This window comes from Streptomyces sp. NPDC047315 (genome assembly GCF_040643215.1).
GTDB lineage: Bacteria > Actinomycetota > Actinomycetes > Streptomycetales > Streptomycetaceae > Streptomyces.
Window position 1 is genome coordinate 29,380 of sequence record NZ_JBEYTZ010000021.1, and the last position, 15,147, is coordinate 44,526.

12 protein-coding genes are annotated in these 15,147 nt (G+C 70.7%); 7 read left to right on the forward strand and 5 right to left on the reverse strand.

Annotated features, from left to right (window positions below):
• Window positions 1–2: 2 nt before the first annotated feature.
• The 3 genes from ABZ842_RS23620 to ABZ842_RS23630 form a co-directional block, all read right to left on the reverse strand.
• Window positions 3–788, reverse strand: coding sequence for an SDR family NAD(P)-dependent oxidoreductase (locus ABZ842_RS23620; protein WP_361539944.1), 786 nt, complete (start codon window positions 786–788; stop codon window positions 3–5).
• 298 nt (window positions 789–1,086) lie between these two features.
• Window positions 1,087–2,289, reverse strand: coding sequence for a DegT/DnrJ/EryC1/StrS family aminotransferase (locus tag ABZ842_RS23625; protein WP_361539947.1), 1,203 nt, complete (start codon window positions 2,287–2,289; stop codon window positions 1,087–1,089).
• A complete protein-coding gene (locus ABZ842_RS23630) occupies window positions 2,286–4,022 on the reverse strand; it encodes a carbamoyltransferase C-terminal domain-containing protein (RefSeq protein WP_361539950.1) in 1,737 nt (578 codons plus the stop codon). The genes ABZ842_RS23625 and ABZ842_RS23630 overlap by 4 nt, the downstream gene beginning before the upstream one ends.
• Before the next feature lie 350 nt (window positions 4,023–4,372).
• Between ABZ842_RS23630 and ABZ842_RS23635 the strand changes: the two genes are divergently transcribed.
• Both ABZ842_RS23635 and ABZ842_RS23640 read left to right on the forward strand, forming a co-directional pair.
• Window positions 4,373–5,395 carry a radical SAM protein gene (locus ABZ842_RS23635; protein WP_361539953.1) on the forward strand — a complete coding sequence of 341 codons (1,023 nt, stop codon included), beginning with the start codon at window positions 4,373–4,375 and terminating at the stop codon, window positions 5,393–5,395.
• 81 nt (window positions 5,396–5,476) lie between these two features.
• Window positions 5,477–6,553 (forward strand): methyltransferase, encoded by a 1,077-nt coding sequence (locus ABZ842_RS23640; RefSeq protein ID WP_361539956.1) that lies wholly within the window; start codon window positions 5,477–5,479, stop codon window positions 6,551–6,553.
• A gap of 46 nt (window positions 6,554–6,599) precedes the next feature.
• Here ABZ842_RS23640 and ABZ842_RS23645 read toward each other — a convergent pair whose 3' ends face one another.
• On the reverse strand, window positions 6,600–7,127 hold the full coding sequence (locus tag ABZ842_RS23645) for a hypothetical protein (protein ID WP_361539959.1): 528 nt from the start codon (window positions 7,125–7,127) through the stop codon (window positions 6,600–6,602).
• Window positions 7,124–7,762: a hypothetical protein gene (locus tag ABZ842_RS23650; protein WP_361539962.1), complete on the reverse strand. Its 639-nt coding sequence runs from the start codon at window positions 7,760–7,762 to the stop codon at window positions 7,124–7,126. The genes ABZ842_RS23645 and ABZ842_RS23650 overlap by 4 nt, the downstream gene beginning before the upstream one ends.
• A 723-nt stretch (window positions 7,763–8,485) precedes the next feature.
• Between ABZ842_RS23650 and ABZ842_RS23655 the strand changes: the two genes are divergently transcribed.
• The 5 genes from ABZ842_RS23655 to ABZ842_RS23675 are packed head-to-tail and all read left to right on the forward strand — an operon-like array spanning window position 8,486 to window position 15,110.
• Complete coding sequence (locus ABZ842_RS23655) at window positions 8,486–10,387, forward strand: KedN5 family methylcobalamin-dependent radical SAM C-methyltransferase (RefSeq protein ID WP_361539965.1); 1,902 nt, start codon at window positions 8,486–8,488, stop codon at window positions 10,385–10,387.
• Between the two features lie 23 nt (window positions 10,388–10,410).
• Window positions 10,411–10,695, forward strand: coding sequence for a phosphopantetheine-binding protein (locus ABZ842_RS23660; protein WP_361539968.1), 285 nt, complete (start codon window positions 10,411–10,413; stop codon window positions 10,693–10,695).
• Window positions 10,692–11,711, forward strand: coding sequence for a glycosyltransferase (locus ABZ842_RS23665; protein WP_361539971.1), 1,020 nt, complete (start codon window positions 10,692–10,694; stop codon window positions 11,709–11,711). Before ABZ842_RS23660 ends, ABZ842_RS23665 begins: the two co-directional genes overlap by 4 nt.
• Window positions 11,708–13,384 carry a beta-ketoacyl synthase N-terminal-like domain-containing protein gene (locus tag ABZ842_RS23670; protein WP_361539974.1) on the forward strand — a complete coding sequence of 559 codons (1,677 nt, stop codon included), beginning with the start codon at window positions 11,708–11,710 and terminating at the stop codon, window positions 13,382–13,384. Before ABZ842_RS23665 ends, ABZ842_RS23670 begins: the two co-directional genes overlap by 4 nt.
• Window positions 13,377–15,110 carry a radical SAM protein gene (locus ABZ842_RS23675; protein ID WP_361539977.1) on the forward strand — a complete coding sequence of 578 codons (1,734 nt, stop codon included), beginning with the start codon at window positions 13,377–13,379 and terminating at the stop codon, window positions 15,108–15,110. The genes ABZ842_RS23670 and ABZ842_RS23675 overlap by 8 nt, the downstream gene beginning before the upstream one ends.
• Window positions 15,111–15,147 lie beyond the last annotated feature (37 nt).

The window sequence follows — 15,147 nt, forward strand, 5'->3', positions numbered from 1 at the left end:
GCTCAGAAGTTGCCGAGTCCGCCGCAGACGTTGATGGCCTGCGACGTCACCGACGCGGCCGTGTCGCTCACCAGGTAGCCCACCATGCCGGCGACCTCGGTCACCGTCGAGTAGCGGCCCAGCGGGATCTTCGCCTGGAACCGCTCCAGGATGTCCTCCTCCGTGGTCTCCCACGCCCGTGCGTACCCGGCGCGCACCCGCTCCGCCATCGGCGTCTCGACGTAGCCGGGGCAGACCGCGTTGACCGTGATCCCGGTCTTCGCCAACTCGTTGCCCAGGGACTTGGTGAAGCCCACCACGCCGTGCTTGGACGCCGAGTACGGAGCCGCCAGCACCACGCCCTGCTTGCCCGCGGTGGAGGCGATGTTGACGATGCGGCCCCGGCTCTTGTCCCGCATGCCGCCCACCGAGAGCACGTCCCGGGTCACGTAGAAGACGCTGTTGAGGTTGGTCTCGATCACCTGGAGCCAGGCGTCGTCCGTGAGGTCAGCGGTCACCCCGCCGCCACCGGTGCCCGCGTTGTTGACCAGCACGTCGATGCTGCCGTACCGCTCGACCGCCGCGGTCACCATGGCCCGTACGTCCTGCGCGGAGCGCACGTCGCAGGCGACGCCGTCCACGTCGTGGCCCTGCTCCCGCAACTCCTCCACGGTCTGCTTGACCCGGTCGGCGTCCCGGGCGCAGAAGAAGACCCGGTGCCCGAGCTCGGCCAGGTGCTGGACGACGGCCAGCCCGATGCCGCTGGTCGCCCCCGTCACCAAGGCGGTCCTGTCGAGGCCGTTCGTCATGGTCCGTCCCCAATCCCGCGCCGCGGTCCCGCTCGGCCGTCGGCGCGCACGAAGAAGCGGCCCGGACGTGGCCGGACCGCTGAGAAGTCGCTCGCTGAGAAGTCGCTTGTTGTGAAGTCGTCTGGCGTGAAGTCGCCCACTGTGGAAGGTCGTTGCTCCGACGTCGTCTGCGTCCGGTCAGCGGGCGGGGCCTAGGGCCTGCCCGCTGGGCACAACCTTTCCAATGTGATGCATATGTTCTTCATCCCAGGTCGGCCTGTCAAGCCCCCTCCGGGGCCGAGCAGTCGAAGGCGCCCCTTCAACCGCCGCTGCCGCGCACGTCGGAGGCGGTCTTGTGGACCGCGGCGACGACCGCGTCCACGTCCTCGTCGGTCATCGCGGCCCCCAGCCCGATCGTCACGGAACGGCCGAGGAACCCCTCGCTGATCCGGTTGCGCTCCGGACGCTCCCACTCCTTGCCCCACGGGGTGCGCCCCTCCCGCACCGCCCGGTGCGTGGACACCGTCTGCCCCTGGTAGAGGGTGTACGCCGGGACGCCCGCCGCCCGGAGCCCCGCGACGAACCCGCGGGCCGTCAGCCGGGAGTCCAGCAACAGCGTCAGATCGCCGCCCGAGCCCTCCTCGTCCGGCAGCCTGCGCCAGTCGAGCCCCAGGTCGGCGGTCTCCTCCCGGACCCGACGGGCCACGTCCCGCAGCCGTTGGCACATCGGCGCCAGCCGGGGGAGCTGCACCAGCAGCACGGCCGCCGCCAACTCCGTCATGCGCAGGTTGGTGCCGACGAACACCGGCCCGTCGCCCGTACCGCGCACCGCGCCCTTGGACGTGCTGAACTGACCGCCCTGGTCCTGGTAGCGGACCATCCGCTCGTACGCCTCCGGATCCCGGGTGAGGACCGCACCGCCCTCGCCCGCGGTGATGTTCTTGTCCAACTGGAAGCTGAGGGCGCCGGCGTCCCCGAGCCCGCCCACGGGCCGGCCCCGGTAGGCGACCCCGGCGGCCTGTGCCGCGTCCTCGACCACCCGCAGCCCGCGCCGGCGCGCCACGTCGAGTATCGGGTCCATGTCGGCCGCCGCATTGTTCAGGTGGACCGGCATCACGCCCCAGGTGCGCTCGGTGATCCGCTCCTCCAGCCGCCGCGGATCCAGCGTCAGCGCGTCGTCGACCTCGGCGAAGACGGGGATGCCGCGGGCGGCGACCACCGCCCCCACACTGGCCACGAAGGTCACCGCGGGGACGATCACCTCCGCTCCGGCCGGGATGCCGAGCCCGACCATCGCGGTGGTGAGCGCCGCCGTCCCGGACGATACGGCGACCGCGTGCGGCACCCCCGTCAGCTCGGCGAGACCCTGCTCCAAGGCGTCCGTTCGGTGGGTGAGGGCGGGTCCGTAGTAGCGGAACGGCGAGCGGGACCGGATGACCTCGACGGCCGCCGCCTCCTCCTGTTCGCCCCACAGCGCGAGCCCGCGCCAGGTCTCGTAGCGCATGCCGGACCCGTTCGTCACGAGTCCCCCTCCGCGCCCGCCGGCGCGCCGTCGGCGATCAGCGCGTCCAGGTCGGCCGCCGCGTGCGCCACGACGAAGTCCTCCACGAAGAGGTAGTCGAGCTGGCTCGGACCGAAGAAGGCCAGCGCCTGCTGCGGGGTCTCCACGATCGGCTCCCCGCGGTCGTTGAAGGAGGTGTTCAACACCACCGGCACACCGGTCAGCTCGTCGAAGCGGGCCACCAGGTCGTAGAACGAGCCGTTCGCATCGGCCGTCAGGGTCTGCACCCGGGCGGTCCCGTCCACATGGGTGATCGCCGGCACCTCGGACCGCTTGTCCTCCCGGACCGGCGCCACGAGCAGCATGTACGGCGACTCGACCGCCAGGTCGAAGTAGTCGGCGGCCCGGTGCGCCAGCACCGCGGGGGCGAACGGCCGGAACCACTCGCGGTGCTTGACCTTGCTGTTGAGCACGTCCTTCATCTCCGCGCGCCGGGGGTCCGCCAGGATGCTGCGGTGCCCCAGCGCCCGCGGCCCGAACTCCGAGCCGCCGGTGAACCAGCCGACGAGCGCCCCGCGCGGCAGCACCTCGGCGGCCAGCCGGGCCGCGTCCGCCACCCGCCGGTACGGCAGCCCGGAGGCGTCCAGCGCGGCCCGCACCTCCTCGTCGTCGTACGCACGGCCGAGGTAGGTGTGCCGCTGCGGGCGCGGAGCGCCGCCCGGGCCCGGGGCCCCGGGTGTGCGCGGGCGCGGATGCTCGCCGAGCACGTGGTAGCCGTAGTACGCACAGCCCACGGCGCAGCCGTTGTCGCCGGCGGCGGGCTGCGCGAACACCTCGGTGAACGGCGTCTGCCGCAGGACCTTCCCGTTCGCCACCGAGTTCAGCACCACGCCGCCGGCCAGGCACAGCCGGGACAGGCCCGTCTCCCGGTGCAGCCACCGCGCGGCGTGCAGCACCGCCGCCTCCAACAGGTCCTGCGCTGCCCACGCGAGGTCGGCGCCGCGGGCGAAGCGCTCCTCGCCCTCCAGCCCGGTGAGGGCGCCCGCCACGAAGGACAGCAGCCCGCCGTCCTTGAGGTGCAGCGCGAACCGCCCCTCGGGCAGCAGGTCGAGATGGCGGTGGAACTCGGCGCGGTAGCGGTCGCCGCCGTACGGCGCGAGCCCCATCGTCTTGCCGTCCTCCGTCAGGTACCAACTGCCCTCCTCGTAGAGGGTGAACCCGATGGCCCGGCTGACGGCCTTGTACATGAAGCCCAGCGAGTGGTCGCTGTCCCCTGCCTGGTACACCCGGTCGGCGCGCAGGCCGTCGGTGCTCCAGTTCGTCCCGTACACCTTGGACAGCTCGGTGATCTCCGTGCCGCTGCCCACCCCGAGCGTCAGGGTCTCGACGCCCCGCCCCTCGAACAAGCTGCCCGCCCCGTCGACGACGAGGACCGCGGCCTCCGGAAAGGGCGAGGGGTGGAAGGCGCTCGCGGCGTGCGCCATGTGGTGCCGGATCAGGGTCGTACGGCTGCGGAAGGGGAAGTAGCAACTCGGCAGCAGGGTGTCGTCCGCCACCACCACGTCGACGTCCGACACCCGGGCGCCGTGAGCCTTGAGGCAATACCGCCAGCACTGGTTAGCCAGCGAGTTCACATTCACGGAGTACTTGCGGCGACTCAGCCGCTCTTCCTCGATGCCGACGGCTATCTCGCCGTTTTCGACCAGGCATGCGGAGAAATCATGATTGGAACCGCCGAGACCCATGGCGAGCATGCAGCGTCCTTACTCCCAGTTCAGACATGCCGATTTGGTGAGTACAGCACGCAACGTTACCGCGGGCCCATGGGACGGTCCACAGGCCAATCCAAGCCATCCGCCCCGGGGATCATGGCTCTTGGTCAGCGGGGGGTAAATTCAGTGCCATCCGCCATTGCCTTGCATAGATCGAAATCCTAGACTCTTCCACTCGACGGCGAAGTCCTGCGCAAAAACGACCTGGGTGCGGTGATGCGGGCGTGACGCTGAAGGATCACTTACGCGATGCGGTGTTCGCCGATCGAGACGGACAGCAACGTCTCAAACTCCTCATGAATGACATGGTAATAGAGGAACAGCTGTGTCAGATGAGGTGTTCCTACTGCCTCACCGAAGACTTCAACCTCCTGATGAACGTCCCGGACGCCCGACTGAGGCTGACCACCGACCGGCGCGCCGACTGGCACGAGATCCTCGACGCCTACCACCGCCACGTGGACAGCCCGATCATGCGACTGAGCGGCGGCGAGTTCTTCTGGCTGAAGGGCTCCACCGAGTTCGTCGCCGAGTGCAGCGCCCGCTACGAGGTCGTCCAGGTCATCACCAACGGCGTCTTCCTGACCCCGCCCCGGCTGCGGACCCTGGCCGGCCTCGGCAACGTACAGCTCTGCCTGTCGCTGGACGGCCACACCCTCCAGCTGAACAGCCACCGGCTGCCGCCGAAGCAGCACCGGCTGTTCGACGTCATCATGGGGCACCTCGACGACGCCGTGGAGCTGGGCATCCCCATCGAGATCCAGTCCGTCCTCACCGATGCGAACGTCACCGCACAAGCCGATTTCGCCCAGTTCCTGCTGGAGCGCTACGGATCGGGCGTCATGCTCTACTTCTTCCCGGTGCGCGGCGAGACCCGGGCGTCACACGCGCCACCGCTCGGCGATCACTTCGCGACCCTGGTGGAGCGCTACGACGAACTGGAGCCGGTCCTGCCGCCGCGCGCCTTCGTCGAGCACATCGGCAACCAGCTGAAAACCGGCGTGCGTACGCTGCGCTGCTACGCCACGGCCACGATGGTGCAACTCTTCGGCCAGGGCGACGTCTCCTGCTGCCCCTATGCCTGGCTCAAACCGATGGGCAATATCAAGGAGCAACCCGAGCTGATCTCCGAACAGTTCGGTAAGCACCAGCATTACGAAATGTTCATGCAGTCCCGGCCCCGCTTCCCGTTCTGCAAGAGCTGCACCGGACCCATCGACGTGGTCAACCTCTATCTTTTCGGCATCATCACCGAATCGGAGATCGCCCGCTGCGCGCCGTATGCCGGACCCCGCGCCCTGGCGCGGCTGCGCGAGTTGAAGGCCACGTTCGAACCGGCCTACGCATCCGCCTGAGGACGGCGCGAACCGCACCCCCGCGGTGCGAAGACCGCTCCACCCCGAATCCATCGTGCGCACGGCGTCAAGGAGCCCCGATTGATTTCCGCGGACGGCATTTCCCCCACCGATGAGACGAATTCGGCGCTGCGCCGGCTGCGGGCCCTGCCGCAGCACGACCTGCTCACCATGGCCGGGGACTGGCTCGGTGAGCTCGCGCCCTGGCGCAGTGCCGAGACCCTGGGAGCGATCGCCGCGCTGCCCGCCGAGACGGTCCTCGCCTCGCTGTTCGTCCTCGGCGAGCAGGTGACGGAGGCCGACGCGCGCGAGGACGTACCGGGCCCGCTGATCGACCTGTTGCTGGACGCCGGGGTGCTCACCGAGTCGTCCGGCAAGCTCTCCGCGGACTACTGCCTGGTCCGCGTGGACGGCATGGCGCTGATCACCTCCTGGCGGGCCGCCGGGCGGGACCGGGGCACGTACGGACCGTGGATCTGCACCGACTCGCTCACCCTGGCCCGGATCATCGCCTCCCGCGGGGGCGTCCGAAGCTGTCTGGACCTCGGGTGCGGCACCGGCGTCCTCGGGCTGGTCGCCGCGCGCGGCGGCGCCGACGTGCTCGCGCTGGACGTCAGCCCGGAGTGCGTCGCGGCCACGGAACTCAATGCGCACGTCAACGCACTGGCGGAGCGGACGACCGCCCGGGTCGGGGACATCCTGTCGCTGTCCCTGGACGAGCGGTACGACCTCGTGGTGTCCAACCCGCCCTGCCTCCCCCTGCGCCGCGGCGCGCTCGGCTGGTTGACGGGGGAGGCGGGCCTGGACGGTCTCGACTTCTTCTGGGAGCTGGTCAACCGGGTCCCCGCGCTGCTCACCGAGGACGGGGAGGCGCTGATCCAGGCCGCCGCGTACGGGGACGAGCGCGGCCCCTTCCTCGTACCGAGGCTCGTGGAGGAACTGCGGCGCCACGGCGTCCACGGCCGGCTGCTGGTGCGGCCCTCCACCGCGGTGCGCTGGCCGGCCTTCGCCCCGCGGGACGAGAACCAGCAACTGACGGGCCCGCTGGGCGAGGAGGTGCGGGAGTACGTGGCGCGCATCGGCGCCACGCACTACTACGGCTTCGTGCTCAGCCTGCGACCCGGTGACCCCGGACTGGTGGTGGGCCGGTTCCGGTGAACGGGGCGGCGGACCGGGTGGGGGCACCCGGCGCGCGGGGCGGGCGTCAGACGGGCGCCGCGATCCACTGCGGCCCCAGCGACGCCAACTCCAGGGACGCCACCGCGTCCGTCGCCTCCTTCAACGGCAGGTGCGTGGTGTCGACCAGCCGGATTCCCGGCACGTCGGGCACCTCCGCGTCCAGATAGCGCTCGGCCAGTCGTCCCTCCACGAAGTGCTCGCCGCCCGGGTCGCCCGTGATCCGGGCGGCCAGGGCCTCCGGTCCGGCCCGCAGGCCGTAGTAGACGGAGTCCACGCCCAAATCCTCGAAGACGGTGCGGAAGCGGTCGTAGACCCGGCCCGCCAGCACCACCCCGCTGATCACCACGACGCGGGCGCCCCAGTCGCGGTACACCGGCAGCGCGGCCCGCACGGTGGACGCCGTCAGTTCGTACAGCTCGGGCTCGCCGGCCCACGGATAGACGACCGGGTCGCAGTCCAGGGCCGCGGTCGGCACGACGTAGCGCGCGGCCAACTGCTGGCTCAGCCGGGTCTTGCCCACGCCAGGGGCGCCCGTGATGACCACCACCCTCATCGGACCACGCTCCCTTCGACCGTGCCCACCAGGCGGAAGCCGAGGTGGGGCACCTTGAGGAGCTTCGCGCCTGACTCGATGTCCAGCAGCTTCTGCTTCAGCACCGAGGTGACGCGGTTGACGTCCTCGCCGAGGGCCGCCCGGGTCAGGTCCTCCCGGGACACGATCTGGCCGGGGCGGTCGGACAGCAGCCGCAGCAGCCCCGCCTCGGCGTCGGTGACCGGCACGGACTTCGCCGCCGACCACAGGGAGCCCTGCCCGTCGAGGGTGAGGACCTGGGTGTTCTCCGGCGGGGTGACGGTACGCAGATACGTCAGCGTCTCCACCAGCCGGGGCCGGCGCAGCGGGCTCGCCAGGGTGAAGCCGTAGCCGCTGGAGACCGCGGCGAGCACGTCGGTGGCGGATATCCGGTCCAGGACGGCGACGGCGTACCCGCCGAGTTCCTTCAGATCGGCCACGGACGGCTCGTCCGGACCGGGGCCGGCGACCCGGTGGAAGGCCACCAGCAGTTCGTCGGGTGCTTCGAAGCGGCGCTCGTCGGGAGCGGACTCCCGCAGGGTGATCCCCAACTCCGCGCACGCCTCCGTCAGGACCGCCAGGTCCGGGGGAGTCAGGGACTGGGCCAGGACGTACATGGAAACCCCTTCGCATCACAGCGGATTGCCGTGGCGGGGCGTCGGCACGGGCTGCGCGACTGCACCGCCGGAACGTGAGGTGAGGTCAGATGCGCAGTCGCCGGGTCCGTGCGGCGGAGGGGTGACGACCGCGGGCACTGCTCGGGCTGCGAAGGACGCCGTCACGCGGGGCGGGGAAGTCGGGCATCTTGCATCGGGCATATTCCGTCATGCAACTCCGAGCCGAGCAGGGCGAAATGGAGCTAGTGCAATACCTTCGGCAGTGTAGCCAGCGGCCCGCGGTCGCTTCGGAGGTGCATGAGGCAAAAAACAGGGAAAGGCAAGAAACGGCAGGCCCGGTGGCCGAAACGCAGCCTTATGGATGGGCTCACCAGTGCGAATCACCTGGTGTGGCGCCCCCCGTCTCCCGAGGGATGCCGTTCTGGCCAATCATCCCCCGAACGACGATCCCGTACGTTTGATCAAGAATGTCCAGCCGAAGGAGATCGAAATCTCCGTCGACGGTGCAGGGTTTCGCACTTGGGGAACCTCGTGGTGGGGGCACCTAGATCGCTTCGACTACGCTCCCGGCGGTCCGTCAGGTGGCGTTCCGTGCAGGTCGCCACCGGTGAATCGGCCATGGTTTCGGGGCTCTTTTGTCAGGCTCATTGCTTCGTAAACGTGCTGCTGTAGCCTCAGAGGGCGACTTGCCTGGGAAACGATCAGGGGGAGCGAGCCGAACGAATGAAGACTCGTGTGCTACTGGTGCAGCAGGGAGTCTGGGGAAATTCTGCTTCCTCCATGCCGCTGGCCGTCGGCTATCTGAAGTCATACGCCGAAGCGGACGCCCGCATCCGGCGGACTATGGACATCTCCATCCGCAACTACCCCGGCGACGCGGGGTTGAACGCGATGGCGCGCGACCTGTTGCGGGACGGCTGCCCCGACATCCTCTGCTTCTCCGTGCTCGGCTGGAACTACCGCCCCTTCGGATCCATCGCGGAGACCTTCAAACAGGTCAACCCGCGCGGCTGGGTGATCTTCGGCGGCAACCACGTGGCACACCAGGGCGAACGGGTCTTCCGGGAGTTCCCGCAGGTGGACGTGGTGGTCAACGGTGAGGGGGAGTTGGTCTTCCGGGATCTGCTCAGCGGCTACCTGGACGGTGCGCACGCCCGCGAACTCCACGAGATCGGCGGCATCTCCTTCTGTGAGCAGGACGGGAAACAGATCACGACGCCCGAGCGCGAACGCATCGAGGACCTGGAGATCCTGCCGTCCCCCATTCTGACCGGAGCGGTGCCCCTGCTGGACCAAAGGGGCCGCTTCCGCTACGACTACGCCCTGATGGAGACCAATCGCGGCTGTCCCTACAAATGTTCCTTCTGTTACTGGGGAGGCGCGACCGGGCAAAAGATGCGGGCGTTCTCCCGTGAACGGCTGCGGGCGGAGTTGGAGTGCCTGGGGCGAGCGGGCGCCGAGGTCGTCATGCTCGCCGACTCGAACTTCGGACTCATGCGCCAGGACGAAGAATTCATCGACGACCTGCTCCGGGTCCGCAGCCGATACGGATACCCGAAGCGCATGGAGACCTCCTGGGCAAAGAACAAGTCAGCAGGTTTTTACCGCATCATGGACAAGATGAAGCAGGCCGGGATGCGCAGCGCCTTCATCCTGGCCCTCCAGACCATGGACGAGAACGTCCTCGACCTGATGCAGCGGCGCAACATGAAGCTGAACGAATGGGAAAGCCTGGTCGCCTGGCTGAACGAACACGACATCAACCCCTATTTGGAGCTGATCTGGGGAGCGCCGGGCGAGACGGTCGAATCCTTCTTGCGGGGCTACGACCGGGCGGCCAAACACACCCCGTTCATCGCCGTACATCCGCTCATGCTGTTGCCGAACACCGAGTACCACGACAAGCGGCAGGAGTACGGACTGGTCACAGTCCGCGGCGAGCGGGACGACTTCGAATACGTCCTCGCCCACGACACCATGACGCTCCAGGACAACGAGCGGATGCTCCGCTTCATCTGTTGGAACCGCATCCTGGCCCGGAGCCTGTGGCTGCACTACGTCTGGATCGCGCTGCGCGAACTCGCCGACGTCTCCCAGTCGCGCGTCATCCTCTCCTTCTCCGACTGGATCGAGACCACCACGGACCCCGCGGCCCGCGAGATGCACGCACTGGCCAGACCGACCAACTCCGCCTGCGAGATGACCGACCCCGGGGTGTGGCCACTGCTCACCACCCGGCTGCTGCGCCGCTGGTGGGAGGAGGCCATGCGCCCCCAGGTGCCCAAGGAGTACGAGCCGCTGCTGGACGAGGTCTTCCGCTACGACCTGATGTGCCACCCCGTCCGCCCCGAGGAGATCGGGCCGGACGTCGAGGGCGTGCTCCCCGTCGTGGAGCGCAACGGGGAGGAGTGGTACCTGCGCTCCGACGTGACCTTCGCCTACCCCGTACCCGACCTGATCGCCGCCCTGCGACGGGGCGAGGAGGTGAGCACGGAGCCCGAGCTCCACACCACGGCCTTCTACTACCGCACCGGCTTCGGCGGCGACCTCCAGCACTACTACCGGATGGACCGCTTCCGCGGGCTGACGGAACAGCAGCTCGCCGATCAGCGCACTCGCGTGTGACCTGGGAAGGAAGGGACGACACGATGGATCGAGACGGTCTCATCCGCGAACTGCACGAACTCGCGGCGCAGATGACCAAGGCGGAGCGGCTGCGCTCCGCGCCGGTGGACGCATCGGGCGACGCCAGCCTGGTCGACCAGTACGGGTTCAGCTCCCTGGACGCCCTGGAGTACCTGCTGATCCTGGAGGAGAAGTTCGACGTCGTCTTCGAGGACGAGGAGCTGACGGAGGAGACCCTCTTCTCCATCCAGGGCCTCGCCACGTACATACTCGACCAGAAGGCCGGCCAGAGCCCGTCCATCCCATGACACCCACGCCGACGTCCACGTCCCCTCGCCCGCCGGGCAGCCGCAGCGACCCGGTGGCGCTCAGCGTCGTGGTCCCCACCCGGGACCGGACCACCCGACTGCTGCTGACCCTCACCGCGCTCGGGCAGCAGACCCTGCCGCCCGACCGGTACGAGGTCATCCTGGTCAACGACGCAGCCGACGCAACCGACGACGCCCGCGGGGCCGGCACCGCCGACGACGGCAGCGCAACCGGCGCGGTGGCGCAGGTCCTTGCGGCCGTCCCCGCCCGCGTACCGCTGCGCATGGCGAAGACCGGCGGACGCGGCCCGGCCCGGGCCCGCAACAAGGGTGCGGACCTGGCCCGCGGCGAGGTCCTGCTCTTCCTCGACGACGACACCCTGGCCACCCCCGGGCTGCTCGCCGCCCATCTGCGCGCGCACGAGGCCGCGGGGCCCCTCGTCGTGCACGGCTCCGTCACCGACCTGTCGGCGTTCGCCCTGACCCCCGACCCCGCCGAGCTGCGACCGGCCCTCGTCGGCGCCCGGGGCCGCAGCATCGACGCCGCCGCGCTCGCCGACCTCGCCGAACACGCCCGCCTCCTCGGCCCCCGCCGCTCCTTCATCGAACGCACCGCCAGGGCCGTGCTCGACGCCCCGGGCCGCGAGCGGCTGCACTGGCTGGCGTGCATCGGCACCAACACCAGCGTGCGGCGCACCGTCTACGACCGGGCCGGCGGCTTCGACGAGCACTACGGCGAACTGTGGGGCGGCGAGGACCTGGAACTCGGCCTGCGGCTCCAGGCCACGGGCGCCGCGTTCGCGCTGCTGGAGGCCACCGCGTACCACCTCCCAGGGGCGCGCCGGGACGCCGCCGACCTCCTGGCGAGGTTCTGGCTGCGGGTCGCCGACCGCTACGGGGACCCGCGCCTCGCCGAGGTCGGCGCCTTCCTCGCCGGCCGCCTCCCGCTCGACGGGCTCGCCGACCTGCTCACCCCCGCCGCCTCGGTCCTCGCCCCCGGCAGGGCCGGGCCGTGAGGACCGCGCTGGAGGAGCTGGACGCACGGCGCCGGCGGGCCGAGCCGACCGCCGGCGCGACGCTGGCCGCCGCCTTCGTCGACGTGCTGACGTCGACGCTGGAGCAGCTGCCCGCCGCCGTGCGCACCACCGTCCCCGTGATCCTGGCCGCCGCCGACTACAGCGTGGAGACCACCTCCGCGTACGTCAGCCGGTGCGCCGAGGCCGAGGCGGGCGGTCGACGGCTGCGCCCGTCGGAGGCCATGTCGCCCGAGCCCGCCCAACTCCTCCAGCACCTTGCGGAGCCCGGCACCTGGCGGGGGCCGGGATACGTGCTGATCAGCCCGGGAACGGCGGCCGAGCAGGCGGTCCGCTGGGCCCGGGCCGCGGTCACCACCGGGCTGCACCCGGCCGTCGTCGTCAGTCAGGTCGTACGGGACGCGGGGCAGGCCGCGTTCCGGGTGGCCGCCGTCCCGGTCACCCCGCAGCCCGCCGCCCCGCCGCCCCGCGCCCCCACCGACGCCGTCGTCATCTCCGGCACGGGCCTGGTCACCGCCTTCGGCGCGGGGACGGACGCCTTTTGGCGGGCGCTGCTCGACGGCCGGCGCGCACTGGGCGAGTTGACCCGGTTCGACGCGTCCCGCTTCCGCAGCCGGACGGTCTGTCAGGTGCCCGGCGACGGCCCCGGGGCGGCCGGAGGCCCGGTGCGCCGGGCGTTCGCCGACCGCGCGGGCACCGAGGCGCTGCGGGACGCCGGCATGACCCGCCTCCCGGCCCGCACCCTCCTGGTCGCCGCCGGAGTGGTGCCCCATCTGCCGCAGGTCGCCGACGCCCCGCGCATCGACGAGATCGCCCTGGAGCCGAACTGGGCGGGCGGGGGCTTCGGCGTCCCGGCCGGCGCCGTCTCGGACGCCGCCGTGGTCGCGCACGCCTGCGCTTCCGGCGCCTTCGGCCTGGCCATGGCCCGGGAGTGGCTGCTCAGCGGGCTCGCCGAAGTCGCCGTGGTCACCGGGGTGTCGGCGCTCAACCCGTACGACTACGCCTGTCTGGACGTGCTGCGGGCCACCACCACCGACGTCGCGCGGCCCTTCGACGAACACCGCTCCGGCGTCACCATCGGCGAGGGCGCCGGGGCGATCGTGCTGGAGCGGGCGGACCGCGCCGCGGCCCGCGGACACCCGCCCCGGGCGACGCTCGACGCCGTCGCCTGCCGGGTCGCGGGCCAGGGCATCAGCCGGCTCAACGCGCACATCAGCGCCGACTGCGTCCGCACCGTCCTCACCTCGGCCGGCGTCACCTCCGTCGACCACGTCCACGGCCACGCCCCCGGCACGCGGCAGGGCGACGAGGCTGAGCTGTCGGCGCTCGACGGGATCGGCGCCGAACACGGCTGGCGGGAGGTGTCCGTCAGCTCCCACAAGGGCGCCACCGGCCATCTGCTGCACGCGTCGGCCTTCCCCGCCGTCGTGACCGCGGTCCGCGCCCTGCGGCACGGGACGGTCCCCGGCACCCCCGGGCTGCGCGCCCCGCTGGCCGCCCGGCACGTCCGCGTGCTGCGCACCCCGGAGCCCTGCCCGGGCATCCGTTCCGTACTGGTGAACAACTTCGGTTTCGGCGGCAACAACGCGGCGCTCCTGCTGACGGGACGCACGGGGGCCCCGGACGGACGTCTGGAGTGGAGTACACATGGCTGACGCGGTGCTACTGACCCCCCGGGAGATCCTCACCGGATTCTCCAGCGTCAACAACCAGAACGTGCTCATCAACGACGACGAGTACCTGCGCCTGGACCCGGCGATGCGGCTGTTCTACGAGAAGGTCCGGGAGAACCTGGGGGTGGCGTGCATCGCCGGTCACCTGCGTTCCTGCGGCTACTCGGTACGGGCGCTGAACCTGCACGGGCGGCACCCCAGTGACGAGGCGATCACGGACCTGGTGCGGCGCGAGCGGCCGAAGTTCGTGGGCATCAGCATCATGTACGACCTGCACATCATCGATGCCGTACGGCTGCTGCGGTGCGTGCGACGGGCGGACCCGAAGGTGTTCGTGGCGATCGGCGGCGCGTTCTGCACGTACAACGCGAAGCTGATCGCCGAGTTGATCCCCGAGGCGGACTGCGTGGCCTTCGGCGAAGGGGAGATGACCGTCGAAGGACTGATGGAGTGCCTGGCCGCGGGGAGGGACTGGCGCAAGGTGCCGGGGTTGTGGTTCTGGCAGGAGGGGCGGGTGCGCAGCAGCGGCCCGCCGAAGCTCCCGGACCTGACCAAGGAGTCCTGGCCGGCCCGTGACCTGCTCGTCCACCACCGGGAGACCGGCATCCCCACCCCCGTCGCCTCCACCTACACCAGCCGCGGCTGCCACGCCAAGTGCACCTTCTGCTACGTGCCGAGGGCACCGGGCATGGTCGCGGGCAACGCCTGGCGGGTCCGTTCCCCCGTCGACGTCGTCGACGAGATCGAATGCCTGCAACGCGACTTCGGCACCCGCTTCCTCTGGTTCAACGACGACAACTTCGGCGGCGCCTTCGTGGACGGCTACAACCACTCCGTCGGCTTCGCCGAGGAACTCCTGCGGCGCAGCATCAAGGTCTCCTTCCACTGCGAGTTCCGGGTGGACACCGGGCTCGTCGACCGCGAGGCGCTGCGCACCCTGCGCCGCGCCGGCATGGTCTCCGCCCTGCTCGGCATGGAGACCGGGTCGCCCACCATGGCAAAACGGTTCCGCAAGGGCACCACCGTCGAGTACAACTTCGACGCCGCCCGGCTGTTCAAGGAAGAGGGCATCGAACTGGAGCCCGGCTGGATCATGATCGAGCCCGGCACGACCATCGACGAGCTCTGGCAGAACCTCGCCTTCATCGTCGCCGCCGAGATCGCCCCCAGCGAGAACCCCTTCTCCTTCATCAGCCGCGCCATCGCGCTGCGCGGCACCGAGATGTACGACAAGGTCACCGACCCCGGCCCGCCCGACCTACCGGACGTGGAGGGCCCGGCGAAGGCCGTCCTGCTCCAGGCCCGCCGCGAGTACCGCATCCCCGACGAACGCGTCGAGGACGTCTGGGCGGTGTGGAGCAGCGTCAGCGCCGAGGTCAGCAACCGCAAGGAGGAACTGCCCTTCATCGCCCAGCTCATCGCCGACGCCACCCGGGCCCGCCGGGCGCGCAGGGAAGCGGGCCTGCGCCCGCTGCTGGGCCGGCTGCGCCGCTGGGTCGAGGGGCTGCCGGACCTGCTGATCGCCTTCCTCAACGTCGGACTGCTGCTCGCCGACGAGGACCCGCCGCACCTCGCGGCACGGCTGGACGCGGAGTTGCGGGCGCTGGTCGACGCGTACGACCACGAACACCTGGGCCACACCTATCCCGACTTCGTCGCGGAGACCAAGCGGCGGTGCGCGGAGACGGAACGCGCCATGGCCGGCTGAGCCGGCGGTGCCGAGAGGTGAAGGCCGCGCGGGGCCG